This window comes from Microtetraspora glauca (assembly GCF_040656155.1).
In the GTDB taxonomy this organism is placed as follows: domain Bacteria; phylum Actinomycetota; class Actinomycetes; order Streptosporangiales; family Streptosporangiaceae; genus Microtetraspora; species Microtetraspora glauca.
The window spans coordinates 85,250-101,233 of sequence record NZ_JBFALK010000022.1 but is presented as its reverse complement, the minus strand read 5'-3'; the positions used below and the strand labels follow the sequence as shown (position 1 = coordinate 101,233).

General features: G+C 71.3%; 16 protein-coding genes. 7 read left to right on the top strand and 9 right to left on the bottom strand.

All coding sequences use genetic code 11. The features are described from left to right. Positions 1-262: 262 nt before the first annotated feature. The 7 genes from AB0I59_RS33145 to AB0I59_RS33115 form a co-directional block, all read right to left on the bottom strand. Positions 263-1,024, bottom strand: coding sequence for an MgtC/SapB family protein (locus tag AB0I59_RS33145; RefSeq protein ID WP_082777366.1), 762 nt, complete (start codon positions 1,022-1,024; stop codon positions 263-265). A gap of 227 nt (positions 1,025-1,251) precedes the next feature. Next, positions 1,252-2,265 (bottom strand): aliphatic sulfonate ABC transporter substrate-binding protein, encoded by a 1,014-nt coding sequence (locus AB0I59_RS33140; RefSeq protein WP_061259233.1) that lies wholly within the window; start codon positions 2,263-2,265, stop codon positions 1,252-1,254. Next, on the bottom strand, positions 2,262-3,056 hold the full coding sequence (locus AB0I59_RS33135; protein WP_228648196.1) for an ABC transporter ATP-binding protein: 795 nt from the start codon (positions 3,054-3,056) through the stop codon (positions 2,262-2,264). The genes AB0I59_RS33140 and AB0I59_RS33135 overlap by 4 nt, the downstream gene beginning before the upstream one ends. Further along, entirely contained in the window at positions 3,053-3,832 is a 780-nt protein-coding gene (locus tag AB0I59_RS33130; RefSeq protein WP_061259235.1) for an ABC transporter permease, read from the bottom strand. The genes AB0I59_RS33135 and AB0I59_RS33130 overlap by 4 nt, the downstream gene beginning before the upstream one ends. Position 3,833: 1 nt before the next feature. After that, on the bottom strand, positions 3,834-5,318 hold the full coding sequence (locus AB0I59_RS33125; RefSeq protein WP_358139142.1) for a sulfatase family protein: 1,485 nt from the start codon (positions 5,316-5,318) through the stop codon (positions 3,834-3,836). Between the two features lie 154 nt (positions 5,319-5,472). Next, on the bottom strand, positions 5,473-6,648 hold the full coding sequence (locus AB0I59_RS33120; protein WP_061259257.1) for an ROK family transcriptional regulator: 1,176 nt from the start codon (positions 6,646-6,648) through the stop codon (positions 5,473-5,475). Positions 6,649-6,766: 118 nt separating this feature from the next. Beyond that, positions 6,767-7,702, bottom strand: a complete 936-nt coding sequence (locus AB0I59_RS33115) for a formylglycine-generating enzyme family protein (protein ID WP_061259237.1) — start codon at positions 7,700-7,702, stop codon at positions 6,767-6,769. Between the two features lie 166 nt (positions 7,703-7,868). On the opposite strand from AB0I59_RS33115, the gene AB0I59_RS33110 reads away from it, so the two are divergent. After that, entirely contained in the window at positions 7,869-8,678 is an 810-nt protein-coding gene (locus AB0I59_RS33110; RefSeq protein WP_061259238.1) for a phosphotransferase, read from the top strand. Positions 8,679-8,680: 2 nt separating this feature from the next. Here the strand turns inward: AB0I59_RS33110 and AB0I59_RS33105 are convergent, their stop codons facing one another. Continuing rightward, entirely contained in the window at positions 8,681-9,073 is a 393-nt protein-coding gene (locus AB0I59_RS33105; protein ID WP_061259239.1) for a winged helix-turn-helix transcriptional regulator, read from the bottom strand. A gap of 119 nt (positions 9,074-9,192) precedes the next feature. Between AB0I59_RS33105 and AB0I59_RS33100 the strand changes: the two genes are divergently transcribed. From AB0I59_RS33100 to AB0I59_RS33075, 6 genes are all read left to right on the top strand, one after another. Continuing rightward, entirely contained in the window at positions 9,193-10,038 is an 846-nt protein-coding gene (locus tag AB0I59_RS33100) for an NAD(P)H-binding protein (protein ID WP_358139137.1), read from the top strand. Between the two features lie 178 nt (positions 10,039-10,216). Then, complete coding sequence (locus tag AB0I59_RS33095; protein WP_061259258.1) at positions 10,217-11,164, top strand: cobalamin biosynthesis protein; 948 nt, start codon at positions 10,217-10,219, stop codon at positions 11,162-11,164. Between the two features lie 42 nt (positions 11,165-11,206). Then, a complete protein-coding gene (locus tag AB0I59_RS33090) occupies positions 11,207-12,115 on the top strand; it encodes an ABC transporter ATP-binding protein (RefSeq protein WP_358139131.1) in 909 nt (302 codons plus the stop codon). After that, a complete protein-coding gene (locus tag AB0I59_RS33085; RefSeq protein ID WP_061260577.1) occupies positions 12,096-12,896 on the top strand; it encodes an ABC transporter permease subunit in 801 nt (266 codons plus the stop codon). The genes AB0I59_RS33090 and AB0I59_RS33085 overlap by 20 nt, the downstream gene beginning before the upstream one ends. Beyond that, on the top strand, positions 12,896-13,999 hold the full coding sequence (locus AB0I59_RS33080) for a PucR family transcriptional regulator (protein WP_063818975.1): 1,104 nt from the start codon (positions 12,896-12,898) through the stop codon (positions 13,997-13,999). Before AB0I59_RS33085 ends, AB0I59_RS33080 begins: the two co-directional genes overlap by 1 nt. 98 nt (positions 14,000-14,097) lie before the next feature. Next, positions 14,098-14,793 carry an SHOCT domain-containing protein gene (locus AB0I59_RS33075; RefSeq protein ID WP_061260575.1) on the top strand — a complete coding sequence of 232 codons (696 nt, stop codon included), beginning with the start codon at positions 14,098-14,100 and terminating at the stop codon, positions 14,791-14,793. Between the two features lie 128 nt (positions 14,794-14,921). On the opposite strand, the gene AB0I59_RS33070 is transcribed toward AB0I59_RS33075, so the two are convergent. Then, positions 14,922-15,881: a quinone oxidoreductase family protein gene (locus AB0I59_RS33070; protein WP_358139127.1), complete on the bottom strand. Its 960-nt coding sequence runs from the start codon at positions 15,879-15,881 to the stop codon at positions 14,922-14,924. Positions 15,882-15,984: the final 103 nt, after the last annotated feature.

The following is a 15,984-nucleotide window of genomic DNA, read 5'->3' as shown; positions in this document are numbered from 1 at the left end:
CTTTCTGTGTCAAGGGCTGCTGGAATCGCTGCTCCAGGATCTCGACCCGTTCCAGCAGGTCAAGGCTGTCCACGCCGAGGCGTCCGGCGAATTCAGACGCGGATCCTCACACGGCGGCTCACGTCCGGGGGCCTCTGCAGGCGAAGTCATCCACGCGTTGTCCCTTCCCGGGCATGTGGCCGTCCCCGCGGATCATGCTGGTCCGGCCGAGACTTCGCCCGGCGGGTGCCACGTCCGTACGGGCGCCGGTTCGGGTGAGATCCTAGTCGTGGTCGACGCCGTCGCCGGAGTTCACCGCGAGCACGGAGGGGAGTTCGCTCAGCTCCGCCGTGAGGTCGGTGATCGAGCCCGTGCCGCGCAGCCCGAGAGTGACCGAGACCGTGCGTCCCCCCGGAGGACCGGGCTCGGCCCGCTCCCGGCCGTCCGCCCGGCCGAGGTCCGCGATGTCGCCGTGGATCGCTCTCTCGGCGGCGACCTCGGTCACCGCGAAACCGCGCCGCGTACACGCCACGAGCGCGTCGCGCAGCGTGCCGGTCCCGTCCACGTACACCAGGCGCAGGTAGGACGCGTTGTCGCCGCCGGGGGGAAGGCGGCGGCTGACGAGGTTGAGGCCCAGGATGACGAGGAAGTGCCCGGCGGTGACCGCGACCGCGAGGACAGGCAGGCCCGCGCCGCAGGCCATGCCGATCGCCGCGGTCACCCAGACCACGGCGGCGGTGGTCAGCCCGCGTACGGCGTCGCGCCGGACGAAGATGAGGCCGCCGCCGATGAACCCGATGCCCGAGACGACCTGGGCGGCGACGCGTGAGGGATCGAGGGAGACGTGTTCTCCCAGCACGTCGTAGAAGCCGTACTTGCCGACCAGCATGAACAGCGCGGAGCCGAGGCCGACCAGGGCGTGGGTGCGCAGCCCGGCGTTCTTGAAACGCAGCTCGCGTTCGAGGCCGATGGCGGCGGACAGCACGATGGCCAGGGCGAGTTCGCCTAACTGGGGGAGACCTTGACCGGATGACAGGACAAACATCTTCACCATGCTACCCACGCAGGGGCGGGACAGTCCGGATATCTGGAGATCCGCCGATCACGGATGGTGACGTTCGGGAGGAGAGTCGATTCACCCCCTGTGCCGGTTCCCCGGGGCGAGGACGCGGTCATCCGGCGGGCCGGTCTCCCGGGGAGGTCCGGGAACACGCGCAGGGCCGGCCCCCGAGGGAGACCGGCCCGCCGCGGTTCGCTCGCCGTGTCCGACGGCTACTTTCCGCCGCCCGCCGCGGCCTGGTAGAGGTCGGCGGTGTAGTAGGTGGCGGGGTCGGGAGACTCCGTGATCTTGCCCATGGTGACGAAGATGTCGGCCAGCCCCTTGTACCAGCCGGCGACGGTGCCGTCGGCGCTGAACTTCGCGAGTTCCGCCGTCGTCAGGATCTTGGTGACGGAGGAGGCGCCCTTGAACTGCTCGGCCGGCGCCTTCAGGAAGGACGCCGACAGCTGCTCCGCCTCGGCGGTGTTGGCGGCCACCCAGTCGTTGGCCTCCTGGAGGACCTTGAGCACCTTGGTGACCGTCTCCGGCTGGTCCTTGACCAGCTCGTTCCGCGCGACGAAGGAGCTCGGGAAGCTGAGCTTGGGATAGAAGTCCTCGCTCTTGGTCAGCTCGACCAGGTCGGGGACGTTCTTCTTGATGGTGTCGATCAGCGGGTACCAGATGGCGGCGGCGTCGACCTGTCCGGACGAGAACGCGGTGACCACCGTGCTCGCGTCCATGGAGACCTTCTGGACGTCCGTCGGCGCGAGCCCGGCCTCCTTGAGGGCGAGCTGGAGGATCATGTCACCGGACGTGCCCTCGGGAACGCCGACCTTCTTGCCCTTCAGCTCGGCGATCGAGGTGATGCCGGAGCCGGGGCGGGTGATGACCCGGTCGGCCTGGCCGAGCATGTTGACCGAGATGATCTTCGCCTTGCCGGAGGCGGGCAACCAGGTGGCGCCCGAGCCGATGTAGCCGAAGTCGAGGTCGCCCGCGCCGAGCGCCTGGATCTGCAGCGGCCCGTTGGTGAACGCCTTCAGGCTGGGCGTGAGGCCCTGCTTCTTCCACAGGCCCAGCTTGTCGGCGGCGGCGAGGGACGCCACGCCGGAGAAGTCGGCGATGTAGCCGAAGGTGACCTCGGTCGCGCCCTCGGCGGAGTCCGAGGACGAGCCGCCGCAGGCCGTGACGGGGAGGAGGAGGGCCACGGCGGCGCCGAAGGCCGCGATCAGCCGGCGAGGTCGCTTCACGGCGACGTCCTTTCGATGGGGGAGGGCTGGTGGTAGACGGAGTGCCAGACTTCCCGCCTGAGCTCGGCGAACTCCGGCGACAGGCGCATGTCCTCCGTACGCGGATAAGGCAGGTCGACGTCGATCACACGGTGCACGCGGCCCGGCCGCGCGGCCATGACGATCACCCGGTTGGCCAGGTAGACCGCCTCGTCGACGTCGTGCGTGATGAACAGCACCGTGCGCCGCTCCCGGCTCCAGGTGTCCAGGAGCCGGTCCTGGAGCTGCACCCGGGTGAGCGCGTCGAGGGCGCCGAACGGCTCGTCCATCAGCAGGATCGTGGGATCGACCGCGTACGCCCTGGCGATGGCGCAGCGCTGCTTCATCCCGCCGGACAGGGTCTTCGGCAGCGCGTCGGCGAAGTCGGACAGGCCGACCATGTCGATGAACCGCTCCGCCGTACGGCGACGTTCCTCGGCGCCGACTCCGGCGATCTTCAGCCCGAACTCGACGTTCTTGCGCACGGTCATCCACGGGAAGAGCGCGTACTGCTGGAAGATGACGCCGCGCTGCGGGCTCGGGCCGTGCACCGCCCGCCCGTCCACGAGGACCTGGCCGTCGCGGGGCTCGAGCAGCCCGGCCGCGATGTTCATGAGAGTGCTCTTGCCGCAGCCGGAGGGGCCGACGACGGTGACGAACTCCCCGTCGGCGATGTCCAGGCTGACGTGGTCCAGGGCGGCGAACGTCTCGCCGCCGAGGTCGAAGCCGTGCGAGACGTCGCGAAACTCGATCTTGGGAGTCACTGGGCTCATCTCCGTTCCTGCCAGCTCGTCAGGCGGCGTTCGGCGAGCAGCAGCAGGCGGTCCATCAGGAGGCCGACGAGACCGATGACGATCAGCTGGACGAAGATCGTCGGCAGGTCGTAGTACAGCTGGGCCTGCTGCATCCGGTAACCCAGCCCCTCCTGGGCGGCGATCAGCTCGGCGGCGACGACCGTGGCCCAGGAGGCGCCGAGGCCGATGCGCATGCCGACGAGGATGAACGGCGTGGACGCGGGGACCACGACTCCGGTGAAGACCCTGCCGTCCTTCGCGCCGAGCACCCGGGCCGCGTTGATCAGCGTCGAGTCCACGGAGACCACGCCCTGGAAGGTCGAGACGACCGACGACAGGAACGAGGCCAGGAAGATCACGAAGATCTTCGGCGTCTCGCCGATGCCCATGAGCACGATCGCCAGCGGGATGATCGCCAGCGGCGGCACCATGCGGAAGAACTGCAACCACGGTTCGATCAGGCCCCGAACCGGGGGATACCAGCCCATCAGGAATCCGACCGGCACCGCCAGCGCGACCCCGAGCACGAACCCGGTGAGCACCCGGCGGAGGCTGGCGAACAGATCACCGAACAGCGTGCCGTCGCCGATCGACGTCACGGCGCGCTCGGCCACCTCCAGCGGGCCGGGGAAACCCTGGATGCCGCTGTTCGCGAGCAGCACCCAGACGGCCAGCCCGAGCAGGCCCGACCCGATGGTGAGCGGCACCGTGGAGCGGCGCTTTCCTGCTCTGCTTCCGGCTGTGTGTTCGGCCATGTCAGGCCACCTCGTCGGCCACGCCGTCGACGTCGGCGGCGCGGCCGCCCCCGATGTCGGCCATGTAGCTCATCCACGTGTAGGCCGGATCGCCCCTCCGCAGCAGCTCCCGGTACAGCCGCGTGGTCATGTCCCGCCGTACGTCCGCGTAGGACGGGGCGGTGTAGACGTTGTGCAGCTCGTGCGGGTCGGTCTCCAGGTCGTAGAGCTCGTGCACGCTCTCCGGGTTGAACACCAGCTTGTACCGGCGGTTCCTGATCATCCGCTGGGAGTAGGGGAAGTGGTGGCCGTGGAACTCGGCGACCACCTCCTGCGGCCAGTCCGGCCGCTCGCCGTGGATCAGCGGGAGCAGGCTCCGGCCGTCGCAGGGGCTCTGCGCGGGCAGCCCGGCGAGCTCCAGGATCGTCGGGTTGAGGTCGATCAGCGTGACGAACTCGTCGACCGCCTGGGCCGGGGCGCCGGGCACGCGCACGATGCCTGGGATGCGATAGATGTCCTCATACATCGCCGGGCCCTTGTCGTTGAGCCGGTGCGCGCCGGTGAACTCGCCGTGGTCGGCGGTGAACATCACGGCGGTGTCGTCCCAGAGGCCCAGCTCGCGCAGCGCGGTGAGCAGGCGGCCGATCTGGTCGTCGATCATCGTGACGTAGCCCCAGTAGACCGCGATCAGCTTGCGCCAGGCGTCCGCGTCGAAGTGGTCGGCCGACCAGTACTCCGCGTAGCGCCGCTGCACGTCCGGCTTGCCGGCGAACGTCTCGGCCATGGAGGCCGGCAGCGGTACCTGCTCGGGGTCGTACATGTCGTAGTACTCGTCCGGGATCAGATACGGCAGGTGCGGGCCGTACCAGTGGCAGGAGAGCACGAAACGGCGGCCGCTGTCGTGGAAGTCGCGGGCGTAGCGCTCCAGGAGGTCGAGCGTCCGGTCGGCCAGGAACGCCTCGACCGTGGCCTCGACCGGCTGCCGCAACCGGCCGGCGATCAGATGGCCGCGCCCGGATTCGTTGGGCGCCTTGCCGAAGATCGCGTCGCGTACGGCGAACGGCGGGTGGCCGTTCTCCGCCAGCCATCGCTCGTAGGAGGGGTGGTGGAACGGGTTGAGCGCGCCGGGCAGGTGCTCGCCGTCCATCCGGTAGAACTCGGGGCCGCGCTCGCGGCCGATGTGCCACTTGCCGACATGGCCCATGTTGTAGCCCGCGTCCAGCAGCGGCGCGGCCAGGACGGGGTGCTCGTCGGCGACCTCGTCACGGGCGCCGCCGTTGCGCTCGGGGTTGACCAGCAGGCCGTGCCGGAACGGGTGCAGGCCGGTGAACAGGGAGGCGCGCGCCGGGGTGCAGATCGCGGTCGGCGTGTAGAAGCGGTCGAACCGGGTGCCCTCGGCGGCCAGACCGTCCAGGGCGGGGGTGCGCGCCAGAGGGTTGCCGTAGCAGCCCAGAGTGTCGACCCGGTGCTGGTCGGTCATCAGGAACAGGACGTTGCGTGCGGACACTCGCTCTCCGATCGGGCATTTTTTCCTGAGGGTTGACGTTAATGGTCCGCCTCGGCGCTGGCAAGGGGGGATTCTTGATCCTTTGACCGGATTACAGGCTATGTTGAGCAGGCCAGTTCTTCCGAAACGTGGAGAAATGGCCGAGGGGAGGCGGTCAGAGGCGCGGGCGCGCGGGCTCCTCGTTCAGGAGGAAGGCGATGGCGCCCATCGCGGACGCGTTCACGCCGAGATCGGCGGGCGACACCTCGATGCGTCGGCGGGCGTTCGGCAGCGCCAGCCGGTCGATCGCCGCGCGGATCGGATCCAGCACCAGGCTGCCGAGCGCGGCGAACTCGCCGCCGACGACGATGCGCTCGGGGTCGAGCTGGATGACGGTGTCGGCCAGGATCCGCCCCAGGTCGGCCGCCGCGTCCGAGATCACCGAGCACACCGTGGGCACCCGGTCCTGGGCCGCCGCGATCAGCTCGTCCAGGCTGGACACGGCGACGCCGCGCGCGGCGCAGGCCTCCAGCAGGGCCGGGCTGCCGATCCGGCGTTCCAGGCAGCCGCGCCCGCCGCAGTGGCACTCCGGGCCCTCGGGGTCCAGGGAGACGTGGCCGATCTCGCCCGCCGCCCCGTGCGCGCCGCGCAGCAGGCGGCCGCCCACGATGAAGCCGCCGCCCACGCCGACCGACCAGCGCGCGTAGACCATGTCGCCGACCGACCGCGCGGCTCCCCAGGTGTTCTCGGCCAGCGCGGCCAGCCGCGCGTTGTTGTCCACCGCCACCCGTACGCCGAACTCCTCCGAGATCAGCCGCGTGATCGGCGCGTACCGGGCGGGGACGGTGCTGGCCGGGAGCGACGGGTCGTCCACGATGCCGAAGAGGCCGAGGCCGACTGCCTCCAGGGCGCTGAGCCGTACGCCGTGCTCCTCGCCCACCCTCCTGATCAGCCGTACCGCGGCCTCGGCCTGGCGCTCCGCGCCCGCACCCGCGGGGATGTCGTCCATGCCGGTCACGATGACCTCGTGCGCGACGTTGGCGACCGCGAGCCGCACCCGCCTGCGGCCGAGATCGACCCCGATGAACAGGCCCGCGTCGGGGTTCAGGGCGACGAGCGCGGCGGGACGCCCCCGGCCGCGCGGCTCGGTGGCCGGGGCGTCGATCTCCACCACCGCTCCGCGTTCCATCAGGTCGGAGATGATCGCGAACAGCGTGGTGCGCGACAGCCCGGTCTGCTGGACGAGCTGGGCGCGGCTCAGCGCACCGGCCGAGCGCAGCGTGGCGAGGACGGCGTCCTCGTGCGCGCGGCGGAGCCGCCGCAGCGCGTCGGCGGGCTTGTCCGTGCTCACGTGTCCGGTGCTCACTCGTCCGTGGTGTCCATGCTCGTTCGGGTCGTTCGGGTCGTTCGGGTCGTTCGGGTCGTTCGGGTCGTTCGGGGCGGCTCGTCTGCTCCGTCACGCCTCCTGATCAAAGATCGGCCGCGATCCGGAAGCCGGTGTTCCCCGAGCTGCTGTCCGGGGTGTTCGCGCTCCGCGCGGCCACGCGATACCGGTTGCAGTAGGAGTCATGGCACAGGTACGAGCCTCCGCGCAACACCCGCGCGGTCCCCGTCTCCGGTCCGCGCGGATCGTCGAGCGGGCGGGAGAGGTGGTCGGTGGCGAACCAGTCCGCGCACCACTCCCACACGTTGCCCACCATGTTGTACAGCCCGTACCCGTTGGGCCGGTAGGTCTTGACCGGAGCGGTGCCGAGATGGCCGTCCTCTTCGGTGTTGTGCGTGGGGAAGCGCCCCTGCCAGATGTTGCAACGGTGCTGCCCGCGCGGCGTGAGCTCGTCGCCCCACGGGTAGCGCGCCTGGTCCAGCCCGCCCCGGGCGGCGTACTCCCACTCGGCCTCGGTGGGCAGCCGCCCGCCCGCCCAGGCGCAGTAGGCGCGCGCGTCCTCCCATGACACGTGCACGACCGGGTGCTCCCTGCGGTCGTCGACCGTGCTGCCCGGCCCCTGCGGCGCGTGCCAGGCGGCGCCCTCGATGGCGAGCCACCACGGTGTCCCTTCCGGGGAGGGCGCGTGGCGGCGGGCGTTCCCCGGCGCGAGCAGGTGGAAGACGTAGGACCAGCCGAACCGCTCGGCCTCCGTGACGTACCCGGTGGCCTTCACGAACGCCGCGAACTGGGCGTTCGTCACCGCGGTGCGCGCCAGGCGGAACGGCCGCACCGTCACCGCGCGGACCGGGCCCTCGCCGTCCGTGGGGAAACCCTCGCGGTCGTCCGTCCCCATCCGGAACGTCCCGCCGTCCAGGGCGACCAGCCCGCTCACCCGGCGCGGCGTGGGCGAGAGGGCGACCGTTCGTGGTTCCTCCCGCCCTTCCGCGGTACGGCCAGGCGCGCAGCAGTGCTCGGTCATCAGCTCACAGTCCCACGTTAAATGTCCGACTTGTTGACATTATCCCAACGTCGGTGAAGGGGACGTGCGATCGCCGCGTCGGCACCATGCGTACGACCACCGGCCACCCGATATTCGTGCCGAAAACCGGTACACGACGGGATCGGTAGGACTAGCCTCGATGGCTATGTTCGTCCGGACGGCCCCTGTCGAGATCGCCTTCGAGACCGATGAGGAGAGGATCGTCCGGGTAGGGGCCACCGTGCGGCGCTGCATGGGAGCGTCCTCTCCTTCGGTGCACGCGCTGCTCGCGCACCTGGAAGCCGTGGGGTTCGAGGGGGCGCCGCGTGTGCTCGGCGTCGACGGGCGAGACCGGGAGATCCTCACCTTCGTCGAGGGCGAGACGGCCACCCGGCCGCTGCCCGCGTGGGCGGTGTCCGACGAGACCCTGGTCGCGCTGGCCGGCCTGCTGCGCCGGTTCCACGACGCGGCCGAGAGCTTCACCCCTCCGCCGGGCGCGGTGTGGGAGCAGGGATCCCAGGTGGACGAGCGCCCCGAACTGGTCGGCCACTGCGACGTCACTCCGGAGAACGTCGTCTTCCGGGCCGGGCCGTCGGGCCGGATGCTTCCGTACGCGCTGATCGACTTCGACCTGGCCCGGCCGACGACCCGGCTGTTCGACGTGGTCACGACCCTGCGGCACTGGGCGCCGATCGCCGATCCGATCGACCGCGACCCGCTCCAGCGCACGCTGGACGTCGGAGCCAGGATGCGGCTCTTCTGCGACGCGTACGGCCTTCCCGTACGGGATCGGCTGCGGCTGGTGGACACCGCGCGGACCAGGTTCGGTCGCTCGTACGTCGCCACCCGTGCCCGCGCCCAGACGCTCGGCGGCGACTGGGCGCGCAGATGGGCAGGGGGCGCGGGGGAGCGCATCCGGAGGGCATGCGCCTGGCTCGACGCCCACGAGGACGAACTCCGCCGCCACCTCGTCTAGTACTAGTGGGTCGAAGCGTTGTCGTAGTCGCGCCGGGCCCGATCGACCTGGTCGAGGTTGGTGGCGGCCCATTCGGCGAGGTGGGCGAAGAGCGGGGCGAGGCTGCGGCCGAGTTCGCTGATCTCGTACTCGACCCGGGGCGGCACCTCCGGGTGGTACGTGCGCACGACCAGGCCGTCGCGTTCGAGCTGCCGCAGGCGCTGGGTCAGCACCTTCGGGGTGATCGTGGTGATCTGCCGTTGCAGCTCGACGAAGCGCTGCCGGCCGTGCTGGTTGAGGGTCCACAGGATCGGAGTGGTCCACCGGCTGAACACGATGTCGACCACCGGGGCGATCGGGCAGGCCTGTGCCGGGTCGGCCTGCTCGGTCGCGAGCGTCCATGCCGTGTCACCCATACGGATGCCCTCTCAGAGATAGTTACTTTCCTGTAGGTATCTACTATATCGAGGATGTTAACGTCCCTGCGTTGCGAAGAAGCCGCTCGTTCGAGCGGATGAACGGCAGGAGACCGGCCATGATTGTTGTAACCGGAGCCACCGGAAACACCGGGCGCCCGCTCGTGCGGGCGCTCGCGGTGGCGGGCGAGAGGGTGACCGCCACGTCCCGGAACATCGCGGAAGCAAACGTGCCCGAGGGTGTCGAGTTCCGGCAGGCGGACCTGGCCGACGCCGAGAGCCTGCGTCCGGTGTTCGACGGCGCCGATGCCCTGTTCCTGCATGATGGTGGTGCCAGCGCTCACACCCTGAACGTCAGCGACATCCTCGACGTGGCCAAGGCCGGCGGCGTCGAGCGGGTGGTGCTGCTGTCCTCGCTGGGAGTGGCGACCCGGCCGGAGTCGGCATCGCACGGAGTGCGAGGGCTGTCCATTGAGGGGGCCGTGCGAGAGTCGGGCCTGGACTGGACGATCCTGCGGCCCGGCAACTTCGACTCCAACACCTATGCCTGGGCCGCGTCGGTGCGTGCCGATCGGACCGTCGCCGCGCCGTTCGCCGACATCGGGCTACCGGCCATCGACCCGGGGGACATCGCCGAAGTCGCCGCCGCGGCGCTGCGGGAGGACGGCCACGCCGGGCAGATCTACGATCTGACCGGCCCCGCCCCGGTAACGCCCCGGGAGCAGGCCGAGGCGATCGGCGCCGCGCTGGGCGAGACGGTCCGGTTCGTGGAGCAGACCTTGGAGCAGGCGCGAGCGCAGATGCTGAGCTTCATGCCGGCGGACGTGGTGGAGACGACCCTGGCCATCCTGGGCGCGCCCACCCCGGCCGAGCGGCGGGTCAGCCCCGACGTCGAGAAGGTGCTGGGTCGAGCGCCCCGTACGTATGCCGACTGGGCCCGTACCAACGTCGCCGCCTTCCGATGATCAGCACTCGCCGGGCGCTGTCCGGTTCCCCGGCCGGCAGGCGGCAGGACAGGGCGCCCACCGCGTCGCCCGACTCGCGGGCCTCCGGGTGGATCATGAACCGGCTCGAATCCCGTTGGTCCGACGATCACGAGAGAATGCCCCGGTGACACGCACGGACAGGTACACGGCCGCCGGGATGGCACTCGGGGTCGCGGTCGACGCCCTGGTGGGCGACCCCAGGAAAGGGCATCCGGTCGCCGTCTTCGGCACCCGCGCCGCGGCACTGGAAGAACGGATATACGCGGATTCGAGGACACGCGGTGTGCTGTTCACCGCGCTGTGCGTGGGCGCGGTCACCGGGATCGGGGTGGTGGCCGAGCGGCTCACCCGGCACCGGCCGGTGGCCCGTACCGCCGTCACCGCCGCCGCCACCTGGGCGGTACTCGGCGGGACCACGCTCGGCCGTGAGGGCGCGCACATGGCCGCGTCCCTGGAATCCGGTGACCTGCCCGCCGCCCGCGTACGGCTCCCGCACCTGTGCGGGCGCGACCCGTCCCGACTGGACGCGCCGGAGCTCGCCAGGGCGACCGTCGAGTCGATCGCGGAGAACACCTCCGACGCCGTCGTCGCGCCGCTCTTCTGGGGCGCGGTGGCGGGGGTGCCCGGCCTGCTGGGCTACCGGGCGGTCAACACGCTGGACGCGATGGTCGGGCACCGGTCCGCGCGCCACGAGCGGTTCGGCTGGGCGTCCGCCCGGCTCGACGACGCCGCCAACCTCGTGCCCGCCCGGCTGACCGGGCTGCTCGCCGCGGCCCTCGCGCCCGTCGCCGGTGGCTCTCCCCGCCGTGCGCTGGCCGCGCTGCGCCGCGACGGGCACCGCCACCCGAGTCCCAACTCGGGCCGGTGCGAGGCCGCCTTCGCGGGCGCCCTCGGCGTACGGCTCGGCGGCGTCAACGACTATGGCGGGCGCCTTGAGGAGCGGCCCGAGCTCGGAGACGGCCCGCGCCCCGCAGTCCCGGACATCCGCCGCGCCGTACGGCTGGCCCGCGCGGTGTCCTTCGCCGCGGCGGCGCTCGCGGTCGCCGCGCGGATGACCATGCGTTGCCGGAACCGCGAAAAGAACACATCGCCAGATATCCGATGACGGGCATTTCCTCCGCCCGCACGCGGGAGGACCATGCCGGTCATGACAGCGGTGGTGCGAACCGAAGGACTGACCAAGTTCTACGGGAGACGACGGGGCCTCCACGACCTCGACCTGGAGATCCATCCGGGCGAGGTCTTCGGATATCTCGGCCCCAACGGCGCGGGTAAGACGACGACGATCCGGCTCCTCCTCGACGTCATCAGGCCGACGTCGGGGCGGGCCGAGGTCCTCGGCCTGGACCCGCGCGACAGCAGGGTGCGGGCCAGGATCGGATACCTCCCGGGCGAGCTGGCCCTGGAGGGCAGGGAGAAGGCCCGCGCCTACCTGGAGTTCATGGCCTCCGTACGGGGTGGCCTGCGGCGCGGCCGGATCGACGAGCTCGCCGAGCGGCTGGAGGCGGACCTGTCGGTGCGGATGGGCGAGCTGTCCAAGGGCAACAAGCAGAAGATCGGCCTGATCCAGGCGTTCATGCACGATCCGGAGCTGCTCATCCTGGACGAGCCCACGAGCGGCCTCGACCCCCTCGTCCAGCAGGAGTTCCTGGCCATGGTCCGGGAGGTCAAGCGTGAGGGGCGCAGCGTCCTGATGTCCTCGCACGTGCTGGCCGAGGTAGAGCACGTCTCCGACCGGGTCGGGATCGTACGCGCCGGCCGGCTCGTCGCGGTCGAGGACGTCGGCGCGCTCAGGGAGCGGGCCATCAGGAAGGTCGAGTTCCACTTCGACGCGCCGGTCCCCCGGGAGGCGTTCGAGAACCTGTCGGGAGTGCGGGACCTGGTCGTCGAGGGCGCCGGCCTGCGCTGCACGATCGACGGTCGCCCCGACGCGCTGATCAAGGCGGCGGCGCGGTTCACGGTGGTCCACATGGTCAGCGCGGAGCCCGACCTCGAGGAGATCTTCCTCGCCTACTACAGCGACGAGGAGGCCCGGCATGCCCACGCTGGTGCGTAAGACGCTGAGCGACTACCGCAGGGCGCTCGTCGGCTGGACGGTCGGCGTCTGCGCGTTCCTCATGCTCTACCTGTCCATCTACGGCAGCATCGCGGAGAATCCGGACTTCTACGAGAACGCCGCGATGGCCAAGTATCCGGGCGCGCTCAAGGACCTCATGGGCGGCCTGTCCGACCTCGCCAGCGGGCCCGGATACCTCCAGGTGATCGCGTACCAGCTGTTCGGCCCGCTGCTCCTGATCATGTGCGCGGCGGTGCTCGGCAACCGCGCGATCTCCGGGCCGGAGGAGTCGGGCACGCTGGAGCTGACCCTCACCCTGCCGATCGGCCGCAGGCGGCTGGTGGTCGAGCGGTTCGCCGCGCTCGCGCTCGGGCTGCTGGGCATCGCGGTCGTGACCTTCGTCCTGATCGCGGGCATGGCCGCGGTGCAGGACATGAACGTCCCGATCGGGCACATCGTCGCCGCGCACACGGGACTGTTCCTGCTGGTCCTGTTCTTCGGCGCGCTGGCGCTCGCCGTCGGCGCGGCCAGCGGCAGCAAGGCGCTCACGCTGGCCGTGACCGGGGCCTACGCCGTAGCAGGGTACGTCGTCGAGACGCTCGGCAAGAGCGTGGACGCGATCTCCTGGCTCCGGTGGATCTCCCCGTTCCACTACTTCCTGGACGGCAGGCCCGTCTATCAGGGGTGGCCGGTCGGGGATTATCTTGTCCTGCTGGGCGCGTCGGCCGTGTTCCTCCTGGTGGCCGTCCTCGCGTTCGATCGGCGTGACGTAGGAGTCTGATGGACGTTCTCGTTCGGGTGAGCGAGGCGACCGGGGTACCCGCCGACCTGCTCGGCGGGTACCTTTCCGCGCTGACGGCTTCCATCGCCACCGGCCGGCTCCCGGACCGGTCGGAGGTGGACGCGCTCAAGGCGTGCGGCACGCTGGCCGCCGAGCGCGGGATCCCCTTGCGCGCCCTCACCGACGCCTGCCTCCTCGTCGCGGAGCAGCTGTCCGACGGCGCCGCGGTGGCCGGTCAGGAGAACGGCACGGTGCTCGGCGCGGTGCTCGGCGCCGTGCTCGGCGCGGTACGGCGCAGCCTCGCGGCGTTCGCCGAGGGATACGAGGAGGCCCACCTCACGGCCATCACGAGGGAGGGCGAGGCGCGCAGGGAGTTCGTGGACGACCTGCTGCAGGGCCGGGCCGACGCGCGGCAGGCCGAGCACTTCGGACTGCGTCTCGCCGAGGCGTACGCCGTGACCGTGGTCAGGACGGACGAGCCGCTCCCTCCGGACGCCCACGTGATCAGGCGGATCGAGCAGGCGCTGGTGAGCCGGTTCGGCTCGCACAACATCCTCGTCGCCGGGCGCGACGGCATGCTCGTCTGCGCCGCGCCCGCCTCGCTGGCGGCGGCGACGGGGGAGTTCACCCATCACGTCCGGTCGTCGGTGGCGGCGTGGCGGGCCGGCGTCGGCCGGCCGCACCACGGTCCCGGCGGCATCGTCACGTCCTACCGTGAGGCGGTCGGCGCCATCGAGCTCGGCGACCGCCTCGGCCTGCGCGCCCAGGTGCTGAAGGCGGCCGACCTGCTGGTCTTCCCCGTGCTGCTGCGAGATCGCGGCGCGATCGTGGACCTGGTCGGCACCGTCCTCGGCCCGCTCGCGGAGGCGCGGGGCGGTCCCGAGCCGTTGCTCTCGACTCTGGAGGCGGTGTTCGCGTCGCAGGGCAACCACACGGCCGCCGCCCGCCGGCTCGGACTCAGCACGCGAGCCGTCACCTACCGGTTGGAGCGGGTCCGCAGGCTCACCGGCTTCTCCCCGGCCGATCCCACCCAGCGGTTCACGCTGGAGACCGCGGTGCTCGGGGCGCGGCTCCTGGAGTGGCCCGACCGGCCCCTGGTCTGACGTCCCCGGTCCGACTGTCTCCGGTCTGTCAGTACGGTCTGTCGGTTCTGGTCTGTCGGCTCTGGTCTGAGAGGCCCCGCCGCTCCTACGATGCGACCGTGCTCACCCCCCTTCAGCTCCTCCGGCGGTCCATCGGGACGCTCGCCGGGCTGGGCGCCTTGGCCTGCTGCCTCACCCTGCTCTACCTCGCCTCCCACGTCGTCATGGGGATCGGCGGAAGCTGCGGCTCCGGCGGGCCGTACGAGATCGTGACGCCCTGCCCCGACGGCATCGGGTGGATCGTCCCCGTCTCGATCTTCGGAGGGATCGCCGGACTGGGTGTCTACGCCTGGAGCACGCTCCCGGTGGGGCCCAGGCTGACGTTCCTGGCATGGCCCGCGCTGTTCCTCAGCCTCGGCTACGCCTTCCTCGACTCCGCCCTGAACGTCGCCGACGGCGTCGATTGGGGTTTCATGGTCTGCGCGGTGCTCTTCATCCTCATGGGCGGAGTGCCGCTGCTGTTCCTGGCGAACCGGGACGCCTTCCTGCGGGTGTTCTGGGGGCCGGAGCCCTCCCCTGTCCCCAGCAGGCCGTCCCCGATCCCCGGCCGGGCTTTCCCGATTCCCCGAGGGACGTTCCCGGCCCCCGTCCGCCCGTCCGCTCCGGCGAGGACTCCCGCCCCGCCCCCTCCGCCCGCCGCGAACGATCTGGTCGGCGAGCTGGAGCGGCTGGCCGCCCTCCACCAGGCCGGTCGGCTCGACGACGCCGAGTACGCCCAAGCGAAGAAGCATCTGCTGAACGGAACCACCTCATGAACCCCACCGCGGTGCGCGTCCTGTCGATCGTCCTGCACGTGGTCGCGATCGTGGGGGGCGTCTCCCTCGGCATCCTGATCTTCCACGCGGCGACGGGCTGACCGGCCCGCCGCCGGGGAGATCAGGGCCTACGGAACGAGCAGGAGCTTGCCGGTCGTACGGCGGGCCTCCAGGTCGTCGTGCGCCCGGCGGGCCTCGGCCAGCGGGTAGCGCTCGGAGATGTGCACCTTGAGCGCGCCGGAGGCGACCCAGCCGAGCAGCTCGCCGGCCCGGCCGAGCAGCTCCTCGCGTGTCGCGATGTAGTGGGCGAGCGAGGGCCGGGTCAGGAACAGCGAGCCGCCCTGGTTCAGCCGCTGCGGGTCGAAGGGCGGGACGGGGCCGCTGGCCGCGCCGTACAGCGCCATCATGCCGCGCGGGCGCAGCGCCGCCAGCGAGCCGTCGAACGTGGCGGCTCCGACGCCGTCGTAGACCACGTGGACCCCCGCGCCGGTGATCTCGCGGACCGCCTCGCTGAAGTTCGCGTAGCGGAGCACCTCGTCGGCGCCCGCCTCCCTGGCGAGCTTCTCCTTCGCCTCGGTGGAGACCGTGCCGATCACGCGGGCGCCGAGCAGCTTGGCGATCTGGACGAGGAGCAGCCCCACGCCGCCCGCCGCCGCGTGGACCAGCACGTCGTCCCCCGGTCGGATGGCGTACGTCGAGTGGGTCAGGTAGTGGGCGGTGAGCCCCTGGAGCAGTACGGCGGCCGCGAGCTCGGGCGACAGGCCGCGCGGGAGCGACACGGCCATGCTCGCCGGGATGACCGCACGCGTGGCATAGCTGCCGAGCACGCTCGCCCACCCGACGGCGTCTCCCACGACCAGGTCCGTCACGCCGTCCCCGGTCGCGATGACGGTGCCCGCGCCCTCGGAGCCGGGGACGAACGGGAGGGGAAGCGGATAGCGCCCCTGCCGGTGGTAGACGTCGATGAAGTTGACGCCGCTCGCCGCGACCTGGACCAGCACCTCACCCGGACCGGGCACCGGGTCCGGCCGCTCGGCGTACTCCAGAGCGGAGGAATCACCGGGGGTGGAGACGACTATGGCACGCATGAAAACTCCCGTTGCGAGACTTCCTTGCTCGTGCCCAACCCCCGCACGGCCACCCCTTGTTCCCGTTCGCGGCCGACGGCGGGCTCAAGCGCTGGGACCAGGA

Excerpts from the sequence above, each read along its gene's own strand:
- AB0I59_RS33145 (WP_082777366.1), bottom strand. The coding sequence starts at position 1,024 with ATGTTTGTCCTGTCATCCGGTCAAGGTCTCCCCCAGTTAGGCGAACTC.
- AB0I59_RS33135 (WP_228648196.1), bottom strand. The coding sequence starts at position 3,056 with ATGAGCCCAGTGACTCCCAAGATCGAGTTTCGCGACGTCTCGCACGGC.
- AB0I59_RS33130 (WP_061259235.1), bottom strand. The coding sequence starts at position 3,832 with ATGGCCGAACACACAGCCGGAAGCAGAGCAGGAAAGCGCCGCTCCACG.
- AB0I59_RS33115 (WP_061259237.1), bottom strand. The coding sequence starts at position 7,702 with ATGACCGAGCACTGCTGCGCGCCTGGCCGTACCGCGGAAGGGCGGGAG.
- AB0I59_RS33110 (WP_061259238.1), top strand. The coding sequence starts at position 7,869 with ATGTTCGTCCGGACGGCCCCTGTCGAGATCGCCTTCGAGACCGATGAG.
- AB0I59_RS33105 (WP_061259239.1), bottom strand. The coding sequence starts at position 9,073 with ATGGGTGACACGGCATGGACGCTCGCGACCGAGCAGGCCGACCCGGCA.
- AB0I59_RS33100 (WP_358139137.1), top strand. The coding sequence starts at position 9,193 with ATGATTGTTGTAACCGGAGCCACCGGAAACACCGGGCGCCCGCTCGTG.
- AB0I59_RS33095 (WP_061259258.1), top strand. The coding sequence starts at position 10,217 with ATGGCACTCGGGGTCGCGGTCGACGCCCTGGTGGGCGACCCCAGGAAA.
- AB0I59_RS33090 (WP_358139131.1), top strand. The coding sequence starts at position 11,207 with ATGACAGCGGTGGTGCGAACCGAAGGACTGACCAAGTTCTACGGGAGA.
- AB0I59_RS33085 (WP_061260577.1), top strand. The coding sequence starts at position 12,096 with ATGCCCACGCTGGTGCGTAAGACGCTGAGCGACTACCGCAGGGCGCTC.
- AB0I59_RS33080 (WP_063818975.1), top strand. The coding sequence starts at position 12,896 with ATGGACGTTCTCGTTCGGGTGAGCGAGGCGACCGGGGTACCCGCCGAC.
- AB0I59_RS33070 (WP_358139127.1), bottom strand. The coding sequence starts at position 15,881 with ATGCGTGCCATAGTCGTCTCCACCCCCGGTGATTCCTCCGCTCTGGAG.